The organism is Burkholderia sp. Bp8986 (assembly GCF_003854225.1).
GTDB lineage: Bacteria > Pseudomonadota > Gammaproteobacteria > Burkholderiales > Burkholderiaceae > Burkholderia.
In genome coordinates this window covers 52,858-74,539 of the sequence record NZ_QTQM01000036.1, presented here as the reverse complement: position 1 = coordinate 74,539, position 21,682 = coordinate 52,858, and the positions used below count along the sequence as shown (strand labels likewise).

Here is a 21,682-nt window from a genome sequence, read left to right as displayed (position 1 = left end):
CGGTCGCCGAAGGGCGGCGCGGGTGTGGATGAACTGTAGGGAGGTCAAATTTCCGCAACAAACGAAATATCCGCATGCGCGCCATGACATAAACGCATGGGTCGCCGGCCTCAGCGGGCCGCCGTCATGACCTGCTTGATCTCCTGGAAGGCGGCCAGCCCGAACGGGCCGAGCTCGCGCCCGACGCTGCTGCGCTTGTAGCCGCCCCATGAGGTTTGCGGATAGATCAGTTGCGGCGTGTTGATCCACACGACGCCCGCCTCGAGCGCATTGGCGACCCGCCTGCCGCGCGCCGCGTCGCGCGTGACGACGGTTGCGACGAGCCCGTATTCGGTATCGTTGGCGGCCGCGATCGCGTCGTCCTCGGCGTCGAATGCGCGCACGCACAGCACCGGCCCGAAAATTTCGTCGCGCCATAGCGCGCAGCCGGCCGGCACGTCGGCGAACAGCGCGGGGCGGATGAAGTAGCCGGGGCCGGCGAGCGCGTCGCCGCCCGTCACGAGCCGCGCGCCGTCGGCGCGGCCCTGTGCGATGTGGCGCTTCACGCGTTCGTATTGCGCGCGGTTCGTCAACGGGCCCATCTGCACGCCGGGTGCGAACGGCGGGCCGACGACGGTCGTCTCGATCCGTTGCGCGAGGCGCGCGATCAGGTCGTCGGCGAGCGGGGCGGCCACGAGCACGCGCGAGGTCGCCGAGCACATCTGCCCGGCGTTGAACAGGCCGCCGCCCGCGATCAGTTCGACCGCGTGATCGAGGTCGGCGTCGTCGAACACGACGATCGACGATTTGCCGCCGAGTTCGAGACCGACGCCCTTGATCGTGTCCGCGGCCGTCTTCATGACCTGCGCGCCGACTGCCGTGCTGCCGGTAAACGACACCTTCGCGACGAGCGGATGCGCGCACAGCCGGGCACCGACCTCGTGGCCGGTGCCCGTCACGACGTTCAGCACGCCGGGCGGCAGGCCCGCTTCGGCGACGATCGCGGCGAGTTCGAGCTCGGGCAGCGGCGTGATCTCGGACGGCTTCAGCACGACGGTGCAGCCGGCGGCGAGCGCGGGCGCGAGCTTCCACGCGGTCGTGACCATCGGGAAATTCCACGGCACGATCAGCGCGGCGACGCCGGCCGGTTCGCGCCGGATCCACGCGCGATGGTCGCCGCCGGGCAGCGCGATCTCGGTTTCGCCGTCGGTGTCGAGGGTATCCGCGAGGCCCGCGTAGTAGTCGAAGGTGGCGATCACGTCGGCGACGTCGATCTCGGCTTCGGCGAACGGCTTGCCGTTGTTGAGCGACTGCAGTGTCGCGAGCCGCGTGCGCCGTGCGTCGACGCCGCGCGCGATGGCACGCAGCAGCGCCGCGCGTGTGGCGCCGGTCGTGCGTTTCCAGTCGCGAAACGCGCGCGAGGCGGCTTGCACGGCATGCTCGACGTCTGCCTCGCCGCCCGCGCTGACGTCGGCGATGACCATTTCCGTCGACGGGTCGACGACGGGCAGCGTCGCGCCGCCGACGCTCGTGCGCCACGTGCCGTCGATGAAGTGGCGCGTGTGCAGCGGCGGATCGAACGCGAGATCCGGTGTCGTGCTCATCGCCGCACCTGTTCGAACCAGGTTGCCTCGTCGATTTCGATCACGGTCGACATCGGACGTGCCGTCGCATCGCGCAGCGCGTCGGCCAGCGCGTCGGGCGTCGCGGCCGCCTGCGCCGCGCAGCCGAAGCCGCGTGCGAGCGTCTGGAAATCGGGCGTATACGGATCGACGCCGACCGGCGTGATGTCGCGCTCGACCATGTATTTGCGGATCTCGCCGTAGCCGCGGTTGTTCCAGACGATCACGATCACCGGCACGCGAGCCTCGACCGCGCTCGCGAGCTCCGGCAGCGTGAACTGCAGGCCGCCGTCGCCGATCAGGCACACCACGGGCCGCGCAGGCGCGGCGAGCTTTGCGCCGATCGAGGCGGGCAGCCCGTAGCCGAGCGTGCCGTAGCCGGTCGACGAGTTGAACCAGCTGCGCGGTGCCGGCGCATCGTGCGTGAAATTGCCGACGTAGACGGGGCTCGTCGAATCGCCGGCGATGATCGCGCCGGGCAGCGCGGTGACGATGGTGTCGATCAGCCGTGCCTGGGCACGCGCGGCGCCGTCGTGGCCGGCCGCGATCGCGGCGCGCACGGCGGCCACCCGCGGCGCGCCCCAGCCGGGCTCGGGTGCCGGCGCCGGCCGTTCGTGCAGGCGGGTCGACAGCGCGCCGAGCGCCAGCCGCGCATCGCCGGCGATGGCGATTTCGGCGCGCGCATTGCGCATCAGCTGTTGCGCGTCGATGTCGATGCGGATCAGCCGGCCGTCGATCGCGAAGCCGCCGTCGAACGTGACGTCGTAATCGGTTTCGCCGAGTTCGGTGCCGACCGCGAGCACCACGTCGGCCTCGCGGATCGCCGCGCGCGTGGCCGGCAGCGACTGGGTGGAGCCGATCAGCAACGGGTGGCCGGCCGGCAGCAGGCCCTTCGCGTTGATCGTCAGCGCGACGGGCGCGTGCAGGCGTTCGGCGAGTTCGCGCAGTTCCGTCGCGGCGTGGATCGTGCCGCCGCCGGCCAGGATCAGCGGCCGCCGGGCCTGCGCGAGCAGGTCGGCGGCTGCCGCGAGCGCGTTCGCGTCCGGCGCGGGGCGCGCGGGCAGCGCGAGCGGCGTGGCGGGCAGCGCGGGCGCCGGCATCACGATCACGTCGAGCGGGATCTCGATATGCACGGGGCGCGGACGCGCGCTTTCGAACACCGCGAAGGCGCGCGCGAGGACCTGCGGCAGGTCGGCCGCGTCGAGCAGCGTGTGCGAGAACGCGGTGAGCCCCGCGAACACGTCGCGCTGCGACGGCAACTCGTGCAGGCGGCCGTCGCCGCTGCCGAGTTCGCGCCGCGCGTTGACGCTCGAGATCACCAGCATCGGAATCGAGTCCGCGTAGGCCTGTGCCATCGCGGTCGCGATATTGGTCATCCCCGGCCCGGTGATGATGAAGCAGACGCCCGGCCGGCCGGTGACGCGGGCATAGCCGTCGGCCATGAATCCGGCCCCCTGTTCGTGGCGCGGCGTCACATGACGGATCGACGATGCGGCGAGGCCGCGATAGAGCTCGACGGTATGCACGCCGGGAATGCCGAACACGCATTCGACACCCTGGCGTTCGAGGAAGTCGACGAGCGCTTCGCCGCAGGTGCGGGGGCGTGAATGGAACGGTGCCGCCGTGGCCGCGCAGGCCTCGGCAATGCAGGAGACAGGGGCGGGATGGTTCATGGATCGTGACGTGCCGATTGGGAGGGGGAGTGGCCCGTACCGCAAGCAACGGGCATGAAGCGGATTGTCGGGGTCGATCGGCGCTGCCAACAATCGATTAGTTTTCATGCAGCGCATGAGCGCCGTGCATGGCGGCGTCGAGGCTTGCCGACGGCCCGACGCTTGCCGCGGCGAGCGGTCGGCATGCGCGCGAACCGTTCGGCCCGCGCACGATTCCCGCGTCCTGCTGCTTCGATTTCCATCGGGCACGCGCGTGCCCGGATGTCCGTGTTGAGTGGGCCGGACCCGTCACCGGCATGCCCGGCCCGGCCTGCAAGCGAACCCGCGACGGTCAGTGCGGCGCGGTGAAGCGCGGATCGATATACGCGTCGACGTCCTGCGACTGTTTGTACACGGCGTTACGCACGTTGAACGCATTCGCGTTGCGCGTCGAGCCATAGATCGAGTCGAGCCCGTCGCCCTTGCGGAACGCACGCTTCGCGGCAGCCTGGTCGAGCAGGTGCGTGCCCTTCAGCAGCGGAAGGTATTGTTCCGGCGCGAGCCCGACACGCGCGGACATGATCCTGACCGCGTCGGCCTGCGTCTTCGGGTCGTTGATGTACGCGACGCAGCGGTACCAGACCTTGACCACCTTCGCCCAGTCGGCCCGGCGCGCGGCGAGGCTCGCCGGCGCGACCGTGATCGCATCGTAGATCAGACCCGGCGCATCCGCCGACGTGAAGATCGCCCGTGCGCCCGGTGCGCGCTTCAGCGCCTCGCCCGCGTTCGGCTGCCAGGCGGCCACCGCGGCGATGTCGGACGACGAGCCGAGCACCTGCGGCAGTTCGTTGGTTTTCGCATTCACGAGCGTGACGTCGCCGTCCTTGAGCCCGTGCTTCTGCAGCGCGGTTTCGAGCAGCAGGTGATCGACCAGGCCGAGCTCGACGCCGACCTTCTTGCCCTTCAGGCCTTCGACGGTGCGCAGCGGCGGCTTCGCGACGATCATGTCGTTGCCGGCCGAATAGTCGGTCAGCAGGATCATCACGTTCTTCGCGCCGGCCGCGCCGGTGACGAGCGCATCGCCGTTGGTCGCCGCGACCGCGTCGAGCTTGCCCGCGGAAAACGCGTCGAGCGACGCCGAATAATCGAACCATTCGAAGTCGACGTCGACGCCGGCTTCCTTGAACCAGCCCTTGTCGAGCGCGACCTGGAACGCGACCCAGCCGGGCCAGTCGCTGTAGCCGATCTTCAGCGGCGCGGCCGCGTGCACGGCGGGCGCCGTCAACAGCGCGGCGGCCGTGACGGCGGCCCCCAATGCATGACGGACGAAACGGAGGGACGGCAGGCGGCGGAACGCCAGGGCGGGACGGGTCATCGTTGTTCTCCAGGAGACCGGGATCGGGATCGTCGATTCGGACCGCGCCTGTGCGCGGTCCGGCCGCGTGGCCGGTTCCTGCGGATGCGGAACGAACGAAGCGGCCACGGAGAGGCGCGACGGCCGTTGCCATCGCCAATCTCCCGGGCTTTTGTCCCGCCGTGTAGCGCGGGTGCGTCCGGTCTCGCGATCGGACGCACCCGCGCCGGGCTGCTCTCGGACCAGACGTTCGATGAACCGGAACCCTAGCACCCCTAAGATGCGACGCTGCCGCACCTCTCGGCGTCATGCCGAGCGAGAAGCGTGCCAATGGCACGCGGTCACGCGATTCAACGGCGCCGCGCGGCGCGCTGAAGTTCGATGAAGCGGGCGGAGAACAGCGCGCTCAATGCGCGCCGGAGCAGGTCGAGCTTGTTCATGACGCGTGAGATATCGAGTGACGATGCATCCGTTCAGCAATGCTCATGCCATTGCCGAACGCGCGGCGCAGGTGCGCGCGATCCGCACTGCGCCGGTGCGCGATCGCATGCGCATGGTGCGCCGCACGCCCGCTGCGAGGGCAAGCCGTCGTCGCCGCCGACTCGTGCATGCCGCGGGTCGTCGCGCCGTCGTGCCGCGTCGTGCGGTCGTTGCGCGGTCGTCGTGTGGTCGTTGCACGGCGGCTGGCACGCAACTCGCTAGATTGACGTTCGAGAGGTGCGAAGCAATTTGCATCATCTTCAGGATCGCTAGGGTTCCGGTCGTGCGGCGTTCGCGCCGCGCGACGACTGGTCCGAGAGCAATCCGGTCTTGCCTTCGCCTCGATTCGAGGAAACGGCGAGGCTCCACGGAGGGATAAAAGCCCGGGAGGTCGCGATGTCGTTCGGTCGCCCTCTCACGCCTTTTGTCCAACCCTCCACGGAGCCGCCATGTCGCCGAGCCCCCAAGCCCTCCTTGCCCCGCCGCCGCACGTCGTGTGGGAAACGCTGATTCCCGCGGGAACCCACTGGTCCGGTATCCTGCGCCGCGGCCTCGCGCTGCGCCTCGTCGACGTCGACGGCGGCGCGAACCTGTCCGCCGTGTTTCATCGCCAGGAAGACCCGCTCGAACGCTACAACATGGCCGATACGCTGAAGGCGCAGCACACGGCGCATCTCACGCGCGGCCATGCGCTGTACACGGACATGGGGCGCGTGATCGCGTCGATCACGGCCGACACGCTCGGCTGGCACGACCCGCTCGGCGGCGTCGGCGATGCGCGGTTGTTCGCGCACAAGTACGGCACGAGCTCGTACCAGGCCGATCGCAACGCGATGATCCGCAACGGCCGCGACAGCCTCGTGCTCGAGCTCGCGAAATACGGACTGTCGGCGCGCGATCTCGCCGCGAACGTCAACTTCTTCAGCCGGCTCGACACGCGCGACGACGGCACGCTCGATTTCGTCGCCGGACATTCGCCGGCCGGCAGCGCGCTCGACCTGCGCTTCGAGATGAACACGCTCGCGGCGTTCTCGACCGCGCCGCATCCGCTCGATCCGCGTACCGACTATGCGCCGAAGCCCGTGAAGCTGATCGCGTACCGCGCGTATCCGGCGGACGGCGCCGCGCCCGAGGACGACCCGTGCCGGCGCGCGTGCGCCGAGAACATGCGCGGCTTCACCAACACCGACCGCCTGTTCGCGTAAGGAGCCGGACCATGCCGATCATCGAAAGCCGTCTCGACCCGCGCGACGCGATCCACGACACCACGCTGAACGCGGGCGAACCGTGGCTGCACGACCTGAAACGCGGCCAGGTTTTCCGCATCCTCGACCTGGAAGGCAACCAGGCGGTCGACACGTTGTTCTACCGCACCGACGACACCGAGGAGCGCTACAGCGCGCAGGACACGATTCGCGCGCAGCGCAACCTGTACCTGAGCGCGGGCAGCGTGCTGCTGTCCAGCCGGGGCAACCCGATGGTGACGATCGTCGCCGACACGTGCGGGCGCCACGACACGCTCGGTGGCGCGTGCGCGGCCGAGAGCAACACCGTGCGCTATGCGCTCGACAAGCGCTACATGCACAACTGCCGCGACAGCTTCCTCAACGCGATCGCGCACTGCACGTGCGGCGCGGGTGCGCGGCTCGGCAAGCGCGACCTCGTCGGCAACGTCAACTTCTTCATGAACGTGCCCGTCACGCCGCTCGGCGGGCTCACGTTCGAGGATGGCATTTCCGCGCCCGGCAAGTACGTCGAGATGCGCGCGGAGATGGACGTCACGGTGCTGATCTCGAACTGCCCGCAGCTCAACAACCCGTGCAACGGCTACAACCCGACGCCCGTGCGCCTCACGATCTGGGAGGCCGAATGAACCTCGCCCACGCTCGCCATCGTTCGCGGGAGGCCGCATGAGATTCGCCAAAGTCCTCGTCGCGAACCGCGGCGAAATCGCATGCCGCGTGATCCGCACGCTGAAGCGGCTCGGCATCGCGTCGGTCGCGATCTATTCGGACGCCGATCGCGACGCGCGTCACGTGGCGCTCGCCGACGAAGCCGTGCGGGTCGGGCCGGCGCCGGCCGCCGACAGCTACCTGAACGTCGCGGCGATCCTCGCCGCCGCGCGCGAGACCGGCGCGCAGGCCGTGCATCCCGGCTACGGCTTCCTGTCCGAGCATGCGGGCTTCGCCGATGCATGCGAAGCGGCGGGCCTGCGCTTCATCGGCCCGCGCGGCGATCACATGCGCGCGTTCGGCCTCAAGCACACCGCGCGCGCGCTCGCCGCCGCACAGGGCGTCGCGCTGTTGCCGGGCACGGGCCTGCTCGACGACGTGGCGACGGCGCTCGCCGAAGCCGGCGCGATCGGCTATCCGGTGATGCTGAAAAGCACCGCGGGCGGCGGCGGGATCGGCATGTCGCTCTGCCGCGATGCCGCGCAGCTCGAGGCAGCGTTCGAATCCGTCGTGCGGCTCGGCAACGCGAACTTCGCGCATGCGGGCGTCTATCTCGAGAAGTTCGTCGAACACGCGCGGCACATCGAAGTGCAGATCTTCGGCGACGGCCGGGGCGGCGCGATCGCGCTCGGCGAACGCGATTGCTCGGTGCAGCGCCGCAACCAGAAGGTGATCGAGGAAACGCCCGCGCCGGACCTGACCGATGCCGAGCGCGACGCGCTGCACGCGAGCGCGGTGCGGCTCGCCCGCGCGGTCGGCTACGCATCGGCCGGCACCGTCGAATTCGTGTTCGACGCGAACGCGCGCCAGTTCTATTTCCTCGAGGTGAATACGCGCCTGCAGGTCGAGCATTGCGTGACCGAAGCGGTGACGGGCGTCGATCTCGTGGAATGGATGATCCTGCAGGCCGAAGGCGACCTGCCGCCGCTCGACACGCTCGCGGTCGCGCCGCGCGGCGCGAGCATCCAGGTGCGGCTGTATGCGGAGGATCCGCACAAGCAGTTCCTGCCGAGCGCCGGCCTGCTCACGCACGTCGCGTTTCCGGACGACGTGCGCGTCGACGGCTGGATCGAGGCGGGCACCGAGATCAGCGCGCATTACGATCCGCTGCTCGCGAAGCTGATCGTGCGCGGCGATACGCGGCGCGACGCGCTGGCCGCATTGCAGGCCGCGCTCGCGCGTACCGAGCTGTACGGGATCGAGACCAACCTCGACTACCTGCGCGCGATCGCCGGCTCGGACACGTTCGCGCGCGGCGCGCCGACGACGGCATTCCTGTCGCGCTTCGCGTTCGCGCCGCACACGATCGACGTGCTCGACGGCGGCGTGCAGACCACGGTGCAGCAGGCCCCGGGGCGCGTCGGCTACTGGAGCGTCGGCGTGCCGCCGTCCGGGCCGATGGACGATCGCGCGTTCGATCTCGCGAACGCGCTGCTCGGTAACGCGCGCGACGCGGCCGGGCTGGAATTCACGATGGTCGGCGCGACGCTGCGCTTCAACACGGCGACGCTGTTCGTGCTCGGCGGCGCGCCGCTCGCGGCCACGCTCGACGGCGAGCCCGCGCCGTTCTGGCAGGTGCTGCGCGCGCGGCCCGGCGCGGTGCTCAAGCTCGGCGGCGTGACCGGCGCGGGCGTGCGCGCCTGCCTGGCCGTGAAGGGCGGGCTGCAGGTGCCCGACTATCTGGGCAGCAAGGCGACTTTCACGCTCGGCCAGTTCGGCGGCCACGCGGGGCGCGCGCTGCGCAAGGGCGACGTGCTGCATCTGCACGCGGACGCGGGGCGCGGCGACGCGGGCGCGACACTGGCCGCGACCGAGGTTCCCGCGCTGACGCACGCATGGACGCTCGGCGTGCTCGACGGTCCGCACGGCGCGCCGGACTTCTTCACGCCCGACGACATCGCGATGCTCTACGGCACGCAGTGGACGGTCCATTACAACTCCAGCCGCACCGGCGTGCGGCTGATCGGCCCGAAGCCGCAATGGGCGCGGGTGGACGGCGGCGAGGCGGGCCTGCATCCGTCGAACATCCACGACAACGCGTATGCGATCGGTGCGGTCGATTTCACCGGCGACATGCCGGTGATCCTCGGCCCCGACGGCCCGAGCCTGGGCGGCTTCGTGTGCCCGGTGACGGTCGTGCGCGACGAGTTGTGGAAGCTCGGGCAGTTGCGCCCGGGAGATACCGTGCAGTTCGTGCGCGCCCGCGTGTCGCCCGCGCCTGCCGCCGCCGCGGTCGTGCCTGCGGCTTGCGCCGGCGCGCCGGACGATTGCGTGCTGCATCGCGATCCGGCGGCCGGCGGTGGCATCGGCGTGGTGTACCGGCGCTCCGGCGATCGCAACGTGCTGGTCGAATACGGGCCGCTCGTGCTCGACCTGAACCTGCGCTTTCGCGTGCATGCGCTGATGTGCTGGCTCGACGCGCACCGGCTGCCCGGCATGCTCGACCTGACGCCGGGGATTCGTTCGCTGCAGGTGCAGTTCGACGCGCGGACGCTGCCGCTCGCCACGCTGCTCGCGCATCTGCAGGCAGCCGAGCGCGAACTGCCCGACGTGGCCGACATGCGCGTGCCGAACCGCATCGTGCATCTGCCGCTGTCGTGGGACGACCCGTCGACGCGCATCGCGATCGAGCGCTACATGCAGTCGGTGCGGCCCGATGCGCCGTGGTGCCCGAGCAATATCGAGTTCATCCGGCGCATCAACGGGCTGGCGAGCATCGACGACGTCAAGCGCATCGTGTTCGACGCGCGCTATCTGGTGATGGGGCTCGGTGACGTCTATCTCGGCGCGCCGGTCGCGACGCCGATCGATCCGCGGCACCGGCTGGTGACCACGAAGTACAACCCCGCGCGCACCTGGACGCCGGAGAACGCGGTCGGCATCGGCGGCGCGTATCTGTGCGTGTACGGGATGGAAGGGCCCGGCGGCTACCAGTTCGTCGGCCGGACCGTGCAGATGTGGAACCGCCACCGCACCACGCGCGAATTCGAAACCGGCAAGCCCTGGCTGCTGCGCTTCTTCGACGAGATCCGCTTCTACGAAGTCAGCGAAGCCGAGCTGACCGCACTGCGCGCGGATTTCATCGCGGGCCGTGCGGCGCTCGAGATCGAGGAATCCGTGTTCGATCTGGGCGCATACAACCGCTTCCTGCGCGACGAGGCGGATTCGATCGCGACGTTCAAGGCCGCGCAGCAAACCGCGTTCGAAGCCGAGCGCGAGCGATGGCGGGCGGCCGGGCAGGCGGAATACGTCGGCGAAGCGGAGCCGGGCGACGGGCAGGCGGCGCGCGCGGCGGGCGTGCTCGACGACACGCAGCGGGCGATTGCCGCGGACGTGTCGGGCAGCGTGTGGAAGGTGCTGGTCGAAGCCGGCGAGCGCGTGACCGAAGGACAGGTCGTCGCGATCGTCGAGTCGATGAAGATGGAGGTGGCGGTGACGGCAACGGAAGACGGCACGATCGAGACGATCGATTGCGCGCCGGGCGCGGCGGTGGTGGCCGGCCAGCGGCTGATGGTGATGAAGGCGGGCGCTGCCGAGGAGGTCGCATGAACACGACGGAACGCTCCCTCCTGCCCGGGCTGCGCTCGATTGCCGCGCTGCGCGCGCGCTATGAAGCGGGCGACCTGACGCCGCATGCGCTCGTCGACGCGATCGCCGCGCATTTGGACGCGGGCGACCCGCATCACGCGTGGATCCGGCCGCTGTCGCGCGCGGAGATGACGCGGTATGCCGACGCGCTCGTCGGGCGCGACATCGCGACGCTGCCGCTGTACGGCGTGCCGTTCGCGATCAAGGACAACATCGACCTCGCGGGCATCCCGACGACGGCGGCCTGTCCGGCTTATGCGTACACGCCCGCACGCAGCGCGCCCGTCGTCGAGCGGCTGATCGCGGCCGGCGCGATCCCCGTCGGCAAGACCAATCTCGACCAGTTCGCGACCGGGCTCTCGGGGCAGCGCTCGCCTTACGGCGCATGCCGCAATGCGCTCGATCCGCGCTATGCGTCGGGCGGGTCGAGTTCCGGGTCGGCGGTGGCGGTCGCGCTCGGCGTCGCGACCTTCTCGCTCGGCACCGACACGGCCGGCTCCGGGCGCGTGCCGGCCGCGTTCCACGGCCTCGTCGGGCTCAAGCCGACCCGCGGCGTGGTGAGTACGCTCGGTGTCGTGCCGGCCTGCCGCTCGCTCGATTGCGTGTCGGTGTTCGCGCACTCGCCGGCCGATGCGCGGGCCGTGTTCGACGTCGCGCGTGGCGTGACCGAAGGCGATCCGTACGGGCGCGCGTGGCAGCCGCTGCCGGGCGCCAACGGACTGCGCGCGCACCCGGGGCGGCCGCTCGCGCAGCTGCGCTTCGGCGTGCCGCGTGCCGATCAGCTCGAGTTCTTCGGCGACGAATCGTATCGCGCGGCGTGGGGCGTGGCGCTCGAACGCCTGCGCGCGACCGGCGCGCGGGTCGTCGACATCGACTTCGGCCCATTCCTGGCCGCTGCGCGGCTGCTGTACGAAGGCCCGTGGGTGGCCGAGCGGCTCGCCGCGATCGGCGCATTCGCCGCGCGGGAACCCGATGCGCTGCATCCGGTGATCCGCGAGATCGTCGGCGGTGCGTCGCGTTTCAGCGCGGCCGATGCGTTCGCGGCATTCGACCGGCTCGCGATGCTGCGCGTCGAGGCCGATCGCGCATGGGGCGGGCTCGATGCGATCGTGATGCCGACCTCGGCGACGACCGCGACCGTCGACGCGCTCGAAGCCGACCCGATCGGCGTCAACTCGCGCTTCGGCTACTACACGAATTTCGTCAACCTGCTCGACCTGTCGGCGATCGCGGTGCCGGCCGGCACGTGCGAAAGCGGACGGCATGCGGGCTTGCCGTTCGGGATCACGTTCGTCGGCCGCGCGCACGACGATGCGCGGCTGCTGGATCTCGCGCAGGCGTGGGTCGGTGGCGCCGTCGCGGGCGGCGATGCGGGCGTCGGCGATGCGGTTGTCGGCGATGCCGGGGCGTCAGCGCCGGCGGCGCCTGCGTCCGGCGCATCGTCCGGTGTGTCGTCCGATGTGTCGTCCGATGTGTCGTCCGATGTGTCGTTTGGCGCATCGTCTGGCGTGTCGTCCGGCGTGTCGTCCGGCGTGTCGTCCGGCGTGTCGTCCAACGCGTCGTTCAACGTGTCGTCCAACGCGTCGTCCGGTGTCGTGCGCGTGGCCGTCGTCGGCGCGCATCTGCGTGGCGAGCCGCTGAACGGGCAGCTCACGGATCGGGGCGCGCGTTTCGTCGCCGCGACGACGACGGCCGCCGCCTATCGCCTCTACGCGCTGTCCGCGGCGGCCAGCGGCGGCGTCGCCAAGCCGGGCCTCGTGCGCGTGCCGGACGGCGGCGCGCCGATCGCGGTCGAGATCTGGGAGATGCCGGTCGATGCCTACGGCAGCTTCGTCGCCGGGATTGCGGCGCCGCTCGGCATCGGCACGCTGACGCTCGCGGACGGCTCGCGGGTGCAGGGTTTCCTGTGCGAAAGCGCGGCGCTCGACGATGCGCAGGACATCACGCGCTTCGGCGGCTGGCGGGCCTACCGCGCCCAGGCCGCCGGCGGCGCATTGCAATGAACGCCCGGCCGCGCGTGGCCCTTGGGCGGCGCGCGACCGGCACCCGCAACGATACGGAGATTCCCATGTCAATGACCCGCAACACGACCGGCTGGCTGGCCGTGCGCCGCGAACTGACGACGCGCGGCAAATGGACGCTCGGCCTCGCGTCGTTCCTGCTGCCGTGCGCCGTCTGGTGCCTGATCAGCTATGTGCCGTTCGTCTGGCATCCGCAGATGCGCATCACGAATCCCGGGAGCGTCGACTATTTCCAGGCCGGCATGCAGATCGACCGCGACGTGTTCGACGACGAGCTCGCGCATGCGCGTGCGACGCACGCGGCCGTGCCCGAAGGCGTGCGCGCGAACCCGGTCTACCTGCCCGCGCCGCACCAGGTGCTGCGCGCGTTCTACACGGCGTTCACGACGCCGCCCGCATCGCGCGACGGCGTGTGGCTGCACGAGAGCCTGTGGCACAGCATCCGGATCATCTTCTGGGGCTTCGTGATCTCGTCCGCGATCGGCGTGCCGCTCGGCATCGTCTGCGGCACCTTCAGTGCGCTCGCGCGGCTGCAGGAGCCGTTCCTGGAGTTCTTCCGCTACCTGCCGGCGCCGGCGTTCGGCGCGCTGATGGTCGCGATTCTCGGCATCTACGACGCGCCGAAGATCGCGATCATCGTGATCGGCACGCTGTTCCAGCAGGTGCTGATCATCGCGAACACGACGCGCAAGCTCGAATACGGGTTGTTCGAGGCCGCGATGACGCTCGGCACGAAGAAGCTGAAGCTGCTCACGCACGTCGTGATTCCGGGCGTGCTGCCGGACCTGTATCGCGACCAGCGGATCCTGCTCGGCTGGGCGTGGACCTACCTGATCGTCGCCGAACTCGTCGGCACGAGTTCGGGCATCACGTGGTACATCAGCCAGCAGGCCCGCTACCAGCATTTCGACAACGTATACGCGGCGATCCTGATGATCGGGATCATCGGCCTCGGCACCGACATCGTGCTCGGGCTGCTCGGCCGCAAGCTGTTTCCGTGGGATCGCACGCTGAAGGCGTGACACCCGTCGACGCGCATCCATCGACCGATTTTCGCAGAGGGCATCATGCAGAATCCGCAGACCGTTCCCGATTACCTGATTCAATCCGACGCGGTGCGCGAGCGCTTCGCGCGGCTGAAAACCCGCGACGTGATTCTCGACGTGCGCCATGTCGGCAAGCGTTTCGCGACGCCGCAGGGCGAGTGCGTCGCGCTCGACGACATCAGCTTCCGTACGCACCGGCGCGAGTTCGTGTGCGTGATCGGCCCGTCCGGCTGCGGCAAGTCGACGTTGATCCGCATCCTCGCGGGGCTCGACGCGCAGACGAGCGGCGAGGTGCTGCTGGATGGCAAGCCCGTGCAGGGGCCGGGCGCCGACCGCGGGATGGTGTTCCAGGGCTATACGCTGTTTCCGTGGCTCACCGTGAAGAAGAACGTGATGTTCGGCCTGCGCATGAACGGCAGCAGCAGCGGCGAGGCCGAGCGCGAGGCGCTGCAGTGGCTCGATCTCGTCGGGCTGACGCGTTTCGCCGACGTGTATCCGCACCAGTTGTCGGGCGGGATGAAGCAGCGCGTGGCGATTGCCCGCGCGCTCGCGAACCGACCGCGGATCCTGCTGATGGACGAGCCGTTCGGCGCGCTCGACGCGCAGACGCGTGCGCGGATGCAGACCCACCTGCTCGACATCTGGCGCAATATCGACGTGACGATCCTGTTCATCACGCACGACCTCGACGAGGCGATCTTCCTGGCGGACCGGATTCTGGTGCTGAAGGCGAACCCGGGCGGCGTGCAGGAACTGATCGAGGTGCCGGTGCCACGGCCGCGCGATTATGCACAGGTCAATACGCCCGAGTTCATTGCAACGAAGGCGCGGCTCGAAGCGCTGATCCATCCGAAGGAAGCGGTGGCCGCGGACGACGAAGGCGTCAAGCCGCACATGATCCGGATGACGGACGTCGCGGACAATGTCGAGTAGCGGGGGAGCCGGGCGCGTGCGCGCTCGGGATCTCGTACCGGGCGTGATCCGTGCGGCTGCATGACGGGATCCCGGCCACGCACGAGTGCGAACATTTGTCGTCAATCGTTTTGCTGCGGATTTTTTCTTGATCTCTCGCGGTGGAATGCGAGATGAAATAATGCCGTTACACGTGTGGTTCGGTAATGGCGAAGTTGGGCGCGATTCGCGCAAGTCTTTTTGTTTCTGTTTTTGCATGAAATGCGAGATTCAATTCACATATATGCGCATCAAGGTCGCGCGTTCGTCCCGGAAAGTGGCGGCGTTAATAAAAATATTATTGAAACGCTGAAATACTCCTTGTTGGGTCTGCGCCCCGCCTGACGCGTGCTTGCCGCATTTGAACCGCGCTCCCGCGGATCCGGCGAAGGCTTCGCCCCGGGTGCGCCGATTTTGCAGTATTGAAAATCGTGTGAAATATCGATTCAATCCGGAATATTGTTTTCGCAAATTGACGTCCTTATAAAAAATAATCGAGAACTGTCAGCATTTACAGGTTCATTGGATTAACCGCTCGATGTAAATTCGAGTCGCGGGACAAATCGATGTTTTCAAGGTTTCGTGCGAATCGATCACCCGATCGGTGATCGAAGGTCGCATGGAACGGTGTCCACGCACCGGCAACCCATCTACCTGAACGGGAGCTTCTATGTCACGCGTTACCGATGTGCTCGTCTCGATCGATACCGAAACCATTCTCCAGAAATATCCGAATCCCAGCCGGGATCCGAAAAACCCGACGCTGATCGACTGGAAGCACGTCTACATGGTCACGAACCAGGACAACGTCGTGTCCGGGCAGGCGGGCGGCGAACTCGACCTGAAAGCCCAGGTGGGCGACCTGATCCGATGGCGTGAAACGAGCCTGTCGCTGGGCTTCGAGAAGCAGGTCGTGTTCTACGGCTTCATCGCCAACCAGGGCCGCGACCTGATTTCGACGCCGACGCCGCGCAAGGCCACCGCATCGATCCCGATTCCGAATCCGAGCTCGCCGTCGACGCCGACCTGCCAGAAGGTGGACAACTACTACTGGTCGTCGGAAACGCTGTCGGAAGGCCGCGTCACCTACCACTTCTACTTCCAGATCATCGACCGCAATTGCCAGTCGCTGGGTTGCTATCAGTGGGACCCGTTCATCTCGATCCACAACTGATCTCGGCAGGCGGGCGACCATGCGACGGTCGCCCGCGTCATTGTCCCGTTCCGGAGGAAGCGCCATGCCTGGTCTTCGTTGCGACGTGCTTGCGATCGTCGATGCCGTCACGCTGCTGTCGGCCTGTCCCGATGCGAGCCGGAACGCGGATGCGCCGACCGTGATCGACGGCCGGCACATCTATGTGGTGAGCCCCGGCGACACCGGGCCGCTCGGCCGCAACGACAGCCGGCTCTTTGCCGGCCTGTCGCCGGGCGACCAACTCCGCCTGCGCGAAACGGCGCTGGCGCTGCGTGCCGAAGTGAGCGTCCTGTTCATCCGGTTCGCCTTGCGGGACGCCGGCATCGTCGCGCCGATCGAAGCGCAGGTGCGCGACGCCGCGACGCCGGTGCCGTCCGACGACGACCTGCTCCATCCGCAGTGCCGGCCGATGCCGGACCATTACTGGCGCAGCGACGTGCTGGCTGCGGGCGCCACCACCTGCACGGCCGATTTCGCCGTGCTCGACCGTGGCGGTGCGGTGTCCGGCTACTTCCGCTGGGAGACGTCGATCGAGATCGCCGGCGGCCGCGCGGATTCGTAGCAGCCCGATTGCAAGCCGTCGCCGGACCGCGACGGCAACGTCGACCTTGCGTCCGATACCGGCTTCGGGCGATCTTCTGCGCGAATGCCGATTTCAGGCAGGACGCCGAACCGTTTGACTCACGGGCCGCTCGTGTTTCATCGGCAGCCGGCCCGCCCGAATCAGTTTCGTTCCCGTTCGAGCCAGCGTCGTTGCGAGGCGTGACCACCCGAGCGCGCCGCGTCCGTCGCGGGCCGGGTTCCCCGCATTGCCGTCCTCTGATCCAATCCGGAATTTGTCTAGTCATCCTTGCGAATGGATCGTACGAGATGCACCAAACGCGTGCCTGAATTCCCCACGACGAGGCACGTCAGAGCCCCGAAATTAGGGGATTTCCCGCGTTTCACCGGTTTTTTTTGATCGCTGCTTGTCGCGCTGTTTTTCTTCTTGCATGCTTGTATAGACAAATTCCTGAGGCGGCTTGCTGCAGCACCGAAGGGATGACGAACCTCAACGCAAGGAGAAATCTCGTGAACGGCAAGCGGATCAAGTGGGCAATCAGGACGATCGGTGTCATCGCTGCCGCGGCGGCAACGCTCGCGGCGCCGGCGCAGGCGAAGGAATGGAAGACGGTGACGGTCGCGCTCGAAGGCGGCTACGCACCGTGGAACCTCACGCTGCCGGGCGGCAAGCTGGGCGGTTTCGAACCGGAGCTGCTCGCCAACGTGTGCGAGCGGATCAAGGTGCAGTGCAACATGGTCGCGCAGGACTGGGACGGGATGATTCCCGGCCTGCAGGCCGGCAAGTTCGATATCCTGATGGATGCGATCTCCATCACGCCGGAGCGCGAAAAGATCCTGCTGTTCTCGCGTCCGTATGCGGCGACGCCCGCGACGTTCGCCGTCACCGACACCAAGATCCTGCCGAAGGCCGCGCCCGGCGCGCCGATGGTCAAGCTGACGGGTGACGCGAACGCGGACAAGCCCACCGTCGACGCGCTGCGCAAGCAGCTGAAGGGCAAGACGATCGGCATCCAGTCGGGCACCGTCTATACGAAATTCATCAACGACAGCTTCAAGGACATCGCGTCGATTCGCGTGTACAAGACCTCGCCCGAACGCGACCTCGACCTCGTCGCCGGGCGCATCGATGCGTCGTTCGACGACGTCACGTACTACGCGGCGAACAACACGAAGAAGGACACCGCGTCGATCGTGCTCGCGGGGCCGAAGCTCGGCGGGCCGATCTGGGGGCCGGGCGAAGGGCTCGCGTTCCGCAAGCAGGATGCCGACCTGAAGACGAAGTTCGATACGGCGATCGGCGCGGCACTCGCGGACGGCACGGTGAAGAAGCTGGCCGACAAGTGGTTCAAGACCGACGTCACGCCGTAAGCACGCCGCCGCCGCGCGAGCGACCCGAACGACGCGCGGCGGCAGGCATCCTGCCGATTCACTCAACGCTTGCCGGGAGGCACGCATGGCGATTCTCGAAATGCTCGGCTTCGGAACCGAAGGCTGGGGCGGTGTGCTGCTGCTCGCCGCACTGATGACGGTCGCGCTGACGCTCGCCGCGCTCGCGGTCGGCGCGGTGATCGGCGCGGCGATCGCGGCGGCGAAGCTGTCGCGCTACCGCAGCGCCCGCCTGCTCGGCGACTTGTACACGACGGTATTTCGCGGCGTGCCCGAACTGCTCGTCATCTACCTGTTTTACTTCGGCGGCTCGACGCTCGTCACGGCCGTCGGCCAGTGGTTCGGCGCGGAAGGCTTCATCGGCGTGCCGCCGTTCGTGATCGGTGCGCTCGCGGTCGGCATGATCTCGGGCGCCTACCAGGCGGAGGTGTATCGCGCGGCGGTGCTCGCGGTGTCGAAGGGCGAACTCGAAGCCGCGCGCGCGATCGGCATGCCGCGCAGCATGGTGCTGCGGCGCATCCTGGTTCCGCAGGTGCTGCGCGTCGCGCTACCCGGGATCGGCAACGTGTGGCAGCTGAGCCTCAAGGACTCGGCACTGATCTCGGTCACCGGGCTCGCCGAGCTGTTGCGCACGAGCCAGATCGCCGCCAATTCGACCCACCAGTACTTCGTGTTCTTCGTCGCGGGCGGGGCGTTGTATCTGCTGATGACGGGCGTGTCGAACCGCGTGTTCAACCGGGCGGAAGCGATCGTCGGCCGGTCGTTCCGCCGCAATTTCGCGCGCAACTGACGGAGAACGTGCATGTCCTTCGATTTCGCTTTTCTCTTCGATACGCTGCGCCAGCTGCTCGCGGCCGTACCGACCACGCTCGGCCTGTTCTTCGCCTCGCTCGTGCTCGGCGGCCTGCTGTCGCTCGTGATCGTCACGATGCGCGTGTCGCCGCGCTGGCTGCCGAACCGCTTCGCGCGTGCCTACATCCTCGTGTTTCGCGGCTCGCCGCTGCTGATCCAGATGTTCCTCGTGTATTACGGGCTCGGCCAGTTCGGCGTGATCCGCGAAAGCTTCATGTGGCCGCTGCTGCGCGAGCCGTACGTCTGCGCGGTGCTGTCGCTCGCGCTGTGCACGGCGGGCTACACGGCCGAGATCCTGCGCGGCGGGCTGATGGCCGTGCCGGTCGGGCAGATCGAGGCCGGCTATTCGATCGGCCTGTCGGGCTTCGCGCTGCTGCGGCGCGTGATCGGCCCGATCGCGTTGCGCCAGTGTCTGCCCGCGTATTCGACCGAAGCGGTGCTGCTCGTCAAGTCGACCGCGCTGGCGAGCCTCGTCACGGTATGGGAGGTGACGGGCGTCGCGCAGCAGATCATCCAGCAAACCTATCGGACGACCGAGGTGTTCGTCTGCGCCGCCGTGATCTATCTGGGCCTGAACTTCATCGTCGTGCGCCTGCTCGGCGCGCTCGAATGGCGGCTTTCCGGGCACCTGCGTGCGCCGAAGCCCACCGGTGCGCCCGCCGCGGCGACGCGCAATCCTCAACGCGTCGCGCCCTGAGCGTCCCCGTCCTTTCCAGGAGAATCCGATGAACACCGCTGCTCCCGTTGCGCTGTCGGTCAAGAACATCCACAAGTCGTTCGGCGACCATCATGTGCTGAAGGGCATTTCGCTCGACGCGCATGAGGGCGACGTCATCTCGATCCTCGGCGCGAGCGGCTCGGGCAAGAGCACGTTCCTGCGCTGCCTGAACCTGCTCGAGACACCCGACGACGGCTCCGTCGCGCTCGCCGGGGAAACGCTCGCGATGAAGCGCGCGCGCGACGGCAAGCTGCATCCGAGCGACCGGCGCCAGGTCGACCGGATCCGCTCCCAGCTCGGCATGGTCTTTCAGAACTTCAACCTGTGGTCCCACATGACAGTGCTCGACAACCTCGTCGAGGGGCCGCTGCGCGTGCAAAAGCGCAGCCGCGCCGAAGCGGTCGAGGAGGCCGAGGCGCTGCTGGCGCGCGTCGGTCTCGCCGACAAGCGCGGCTACTATCCGGCGCACCTGTCGGGCGGCCAGCAGCAGCGCGTCGCGATCGCCCGCGCGCTCGCGATGCATCCGAAAGTGATGCTGTTCGACGAACCGACGTCGGCGCTCGATCCGGAGCTGGTCGGCGAAGTGCTGCGCGTGATGCGCTCGCTGGCGGAAGAGGGGCGCACGATGCTGGTCGTCACGCATGAAATGGGCTTCGCGCGGCACGTGTCGAATCGCGTGCTGTTCCTGCATCAGGGCGAGGTCGACTCGGACGGGCCGCCCGACGCGCTGTTCGGCGGCCAGTGCTCGGAGCGCTTCCGGCAATTCGTGTCGAGCCACCACGACCGCACCACCAACTGAGGCTGCCATGACCGTATTCCGTGCGGCCCGGCCGCTCGACTGGCGACAGGTTGCTGCGGTGGCGGCCGGCGAGCCGCTGGCGCTGGCCGACGAGGCACGCGCGCGTGTCGTTGCCGCGCGCGAACTCGTCGACGAGATCGTCGCGCGCGGGATTCGCGCTTACGGCGTCAATACCGGCGTGGGCGCGCTGTGCGACGTGATCGTGTCGCCGGCACAGCAGAGCACGCTGTCGCGCAACATCCTGATGAGTCACGCGGTCGGCGTCGGCATGCCGCTCGGCGCGGCCGAAACGCGCGCGATCATCGCGGCCGCGATCAACAATTTCGCGCACGGGCATTCGGGCGTCCATGCCGACGTCGTCGACCAGCTCGTCGCGCTGCTCGAGCACGATTGCCTGCCGGAGGTGCCGGCGCACGGCTCGGTCGGCTATCTGACCCACATGGCGCACGTCGCGCTCGTCTGCATCGGACACGGCCATGCGCGCCATCGCGGCGAACGCATCGGCGGCGCCGAGGCGCTGCGCCGCATCGGCCGCGAACCGCTCGTGCTCGGTGCGAAGGAAGGGTTGAGCCTGGTCAACGGCACGCCGTGCGTCACGGGGCTCGCCGCGCTCGCGCTGGCCCGGGCGGAACGGCTGCTCGATTGGGCCGACTGGATCGCGGCGGCGAGCTTCGAGAATCTCGGCGGGCAGCTCGCCGCGTTCGACCCGGCCTCGCTCGCGTTGCGGATCTCGCCCGGCATCGGGCACGTCGGCGCGCGCTTGCGGACGATGCTGGCCGACAGCCCGATGCTCGCCGCGGCGAGCGGGCGGCATACGCAGGATCCGTTGAGCCTGCGCACGATTCCGCACGTGCACGGCGCGGCGCGCGACGTGTTCGCGGTCACGGCGGACGTCGTCGATCGCGAGCTCGCGTCCGTCACCGACAATCCGATCGTCGCCGGTACGCGCGATGCGCCGGCCGTTCATTCGCAGGCGCATGCGGTCGGCGCGGGCATCGCGCTGGCGATGGACAGCCTCGCGGCCGCGATGGCGCAGGTGGCGGCCATCGCCGAGCGGCGGCTGGACCGTCTCGTCAATCCGCTCGTGAGCGGCCTGCCGGCGTTTCTCGCGGCGCCGGGCGGCACGTGTTCGGGCTTCATGATCGCGCAGTACACGGCGGTCGCGCTGGTCGCGCAGAATCAGCGGCTCGCGGCGCCGGCGAGCCTCGACGGCGGCATTACGTCGGGGCTGCAGGAAGATCACCTGTGTCATGCGACGCCGGCCGCGCTGAAGGCGCTCGACATCATCGAGAACGCGACGCGCGTGCTCGCGATCGAGCTGCTCGCCGCCGCGCAGGCATACGACTTGCAAGCGAACGAAACCGGGCGGGCCGCGTCGACCGACGCGCTGTGGCGACATGTGCGCGAACGCGTACCGGCGTATCGCGACGACCGGCCGCTCGCGGACGACATCGCGATCGCGGCCGGCATCGTCGCGGGGGCGCCGCCGCCGTTGCAGTGACGACCGGCGACGACGGGCGGAT

The 21,682-nt window shown here is 68.7% G+C and carries 16 protein-coding genes and 2 riboswitches; of the genes, 13 read left to right on the top strand and 3 right to left on the bottom strand.

All coding sequences use genetic code 11. The features are described from left to right. Positions 1-110: 110 nt before the first annotated feature. The 3 genes from DID99_RS26850 to DID99_RS26840 all read right to left on the bottom strand — a co-directional run bounded on the left by DID99_RS26850 (position 111) and on the right by DID99_RS26840 (position 4,628). A complete protein-coding gene (locus DID99_RS26850; protein WP_124522741.1) occupies positions 111-1,583 on the bottom strand; it encodes an aldehyde dehydrogenase family protein in 1,473 nt (490 codons plus the stop codon). After that, the gene (locus tag DID99_RS26845; RefSeq protein ID WP_124667829.1) at positions 1,580-3,274 is read right to left on the bottom strand and encodes a 5-guanidino-2-oxopentanoate decarboxylase; all 1,695 of its coding nucleotides are present in this window, start codon (positions 3,272-3,274) and stop codon (positions 1,580-1,582) included. Before DID99_RS26845 ends, DID99_RS26850 begins: the two co-directional genes overlap by 4 nt. Positions 3,275-3,605: 331 nt before the next feature. Continuing rightward, positions 3,606-4,628: an ABC transporter substrate-binding protein gene (locus DID99_RS26840; RefSeq protein ID WP_124667828.1), complete on the bottom strand. Its 1,023-nt coding sequence runs from the start codon at positions 4,626-4,628 to the stop codon at positions 3,606-3,608. 138 nt (positions 4,629-4,766) lie between these two features. Further along, a riboswitch (guanidine-I (ykkC/yxkD leader) is annotated at positions 4,767-4,888 on the bottom strand. A 457-nt stretch (positions 4,889-5,345) separates the two neighbouring features. Further along, positions 5,346-5,479: riboswitch (guanidine-I (ykkC/yxkD leader) on the top strand. Between the two features lie 57 nt (positions 5,480-5,536). Here DID99_RS26840 and DID99_RS26830 point away from each other — a divergent pair. The 13 genes from DID99_RS26830 (at position 5,537) to hutH (ending at position 21,660) form a co-directional block, all read left to right on the top strand. Beyond that, positions 5,537-6,292, top strand: coding sequence for an urea amidolyase associated protein UAAP1 (locus tag DID99_RS26830; protein WP_124489568.1), 756 nt, complete (start codon positions 5,537-5,539; stop codon positions 6,290-6,292). A gap of 11 nt (positions 6,293-6,303) precedes the next feature. Beyond that, positions 6,304-6,960 carry an urea amidolyase associated protein UAAP2 gene (locus DID99_RS26825; RefSeq protein WP_044848699.1) on the top strand — a complete coding sequence of 219 codons (657 nt, stop codon included), beginning with the start codon at positions 6,304-6,306 and terminating at the stop codon, positions 6,958-6,960. Between the two features lie 37 nt (positions 6,961-6,997). Further along, entirely contained in the window at positions 6,998-10,588 is a 3,591-nt protein-coding gene (uca, locus tag DID99_RS26820) for an urea carboxylase (protein ID WP_124667827.1), read from the top strand. Continuing rightward, the gene (gene atzF, locus DID99_RS26815) at positions 10,585-12,630 is read left to right on the top strand and encodes an allophanate hydrolase (protein WP_221623061.1); all 2,046 of its coding nucleotides are present in this window, start codon (positions 10,585-10,587) and stop codon (positions 12,628-12,630) included. Before uca ends, atzF begins: the two co-directional genes overlap by 4 nt. A 65-nt stretch (positions 12,631-12,695) precedes the next feature. Beyond that, positions 12,696-13,670, top strand: coding sequence for an ABC transporter permease (locus DID99_RS26805; protein WP_044848741.1), 975 nt, complete (start codon positions 12,696-12,698; stop codon positions 13,668-13,670). Between the two features lie 45 nt (positions 13,671-13,715). Then, complete coding sequence (locus DID99_RS26800) at positions 13,716-14,627, top strand: ABC transporter ATP-binding protein (RefSeq protein ID WP_044848696.1); 912 nt, start codon at positions 13,716-13,718, stop codon at positions 14,625-14,627. A 688-nt stretch (positions 14,628-15,315) separates the two neighbouring features. After that, positions 15,316-15,819: an inclusion body family protein gene (locus tag DID99_RS26795; protein ID WP_124489572.1), complete on the top strand. Its 504-nt coding sequence runs from the start codon at positions 15,316-15,318 to the stop codon at positions 15,817-15,819. Between the two features lie 64 nt (positions 15,820-15,883). Beyond that, complete coding sequence (locus DID99_RS26790; protein WP_124489573.1) at positions 15,884-16,402, top strand: AidA/PixA family protein; 519 nt, start codon at positions 15,884-15,886, stop codon at positions 16,400-16,402. Between the two features lie 509 nt (positions 16,403-16,911). Beyond that, the gene (locus DID99_RS26785) at positions 16,912-17,772 is read left to right on the top strand and encodes a transporter substrate-binding domain-containing protein (protein WP_044845555.1); all 861 of its coding nucleotides are present in this window, start codon (positions 16,912-16,914) and stop codon (positions 17,770-17,772) included. Between the two features lie 85 nt (positions 17,773-17,857). Next, positions 17,858-18,580: an ABC transporter permease gene (locus DID99_RS26780; protein ID WP_124667826.1), complete on the top strand. Its 723-nt coding sequence runs from the start codon at positions 17,858-17,860 to the stop codon at positions 18,578-18,580. Between the two features lie 12 nt (positions 18,581-18,592). After that, positions 18,593-19,339, top strand: coding sequence for an ABC transporter permease (locus DID99_RS26775; RefSeq protein WP_124523418.1), 747 nt, complete (start codon positions 18,593-18,595; stop codon positions 19,337-19,339). A gap of 28 nt (positions 19,340-19,367) precedes the next feature. Further along, positions 19,368-20,159, top strand: a complete 792-nt coding sequence (locus DID99_RS26770) for an ABC transporter ATP-binding protein (RefSeq protein ID WP_124489576.1) — start codon at positions 19,368-19,370, stop codon at positions 20,157-20,159. A gap of 7 nt (positions 20,160-20,166) precedes the next feature. Next, positions 20,167-21,660: a histidine ammonia-lyase gene (hutH, locus tag DID99_RS26765; protein ID WP_044845494.1), complete on the top strand. Its 1,494-nt coding sequence runs from the start codon at positions 20,167-20,169 to the stop codon at positions 21,658-21,660. Positions 21,661-21,682 lie beyond the last annotated feature (22 nt).

Bases quoted from the DNA above. Each gene is read 5' to 3' on its own strand.
- DID99_RS26845 (WP_124667829.1), bottom strand. From the start codon at position 3,274: ATGAACCATCCCGCCCCTGTCTCCTGCATTGCCGAGGCCTGCGCGGCC.
- hutH (WP_044845494.1), top strand. From the start codon at position 20,167: ATGACCGTATTCCGTGCGGCCCGGCCGCTCGACTGGCGACAGGTTGCT.
- atzF (WP_221623061.1), top strand. From the start codon at position 10,585: ATGAACACGACGGAACGCTCCCTCCTGCCCGGGCTGCGCTCGATTGCC.
- DID99_RS26840 (WP_124667828.1), bottom strand. From the start codon at position 4,628: ATGACCCGTCCCGCCCTGGCGTTCCGCCGCCTGCCGTCCCTCCGTTTC.
- DID99_RS26790 (WP_124489573.1), top strand. From the start codon at position 15,884: ATGCCTGGTCTTCGTTGCGACGTGCTTGCGATCGTCGATGCCGTCACG.
- DID99_RS26795 (WP_124489572.1), top strand. From the start codon at position 15,316: ATGTCACGCGTTACCGATGTGCTCGTCTCGATCGATACCGAAACCATT.
- DID99_RS26775 (WP_124523418.1), top strand. From the start codon at position 18,593: ATGTCCTTCGATTTCGCTTTTCTCTTCGATACGCTGCGCCAGCTGCTC.
- DID99_RS26770 (WP_124489576.1), top strand. From the start codon at position 19,368: ATGAACACCGCTGCTCCCGTTGCGCTGTCGGTCAAGAACATCCACAAG.
- DID99_RS26800 (WP_044848696.1), top strand. From the start codon at position 13,716: ATGCAGAATCCGCAGACCGTTCCCGATTACCTGATTCAATCCGACGCG.
- DID99_RS26825 (WP_044848699.1), top strand. From the start codon at position 6,304: ATGCCGATCATCGAAAGCCGTCTCGACCCGCGCGACGCGATCCACGAC.
- uca (WP_124667827.1), top strand. From the start codon at position 6,998: ATGAGATTCGCCAAAGTCCTCGTCGCGAACCGCGGCGAAATCGCATGC.
- DID99_RS26850 (WP_124522741.1), bottom strand. From the start codon at position 1,583: ATGAGCACGACACCGGATCTCGCGTTCGATCCGCCGCTGCACACGCGC.
- DID99_RS26780 (WP_124667826.1), top strand. From the start codon at position 17,858: ATGGCGATTCTCGAAATGCTCGGCTTCGGAACCGAAGGCTGGGGCGGT.
- DID99_RS26830 (WP_124489568.1), top strand. From the start codon at position 5,537: ATGTCGCCGAGCCCCCAAGCCCTCCTTGCCCCGCCGCCGCACGTCGTG.
- DID99_RS26805 (WP_044848741.1), top strand. From the start codon at position 12,696: ATGTCAATGACCCGCAACACGACCGGCTGGCTGGCCGTGCGCCGCGAA.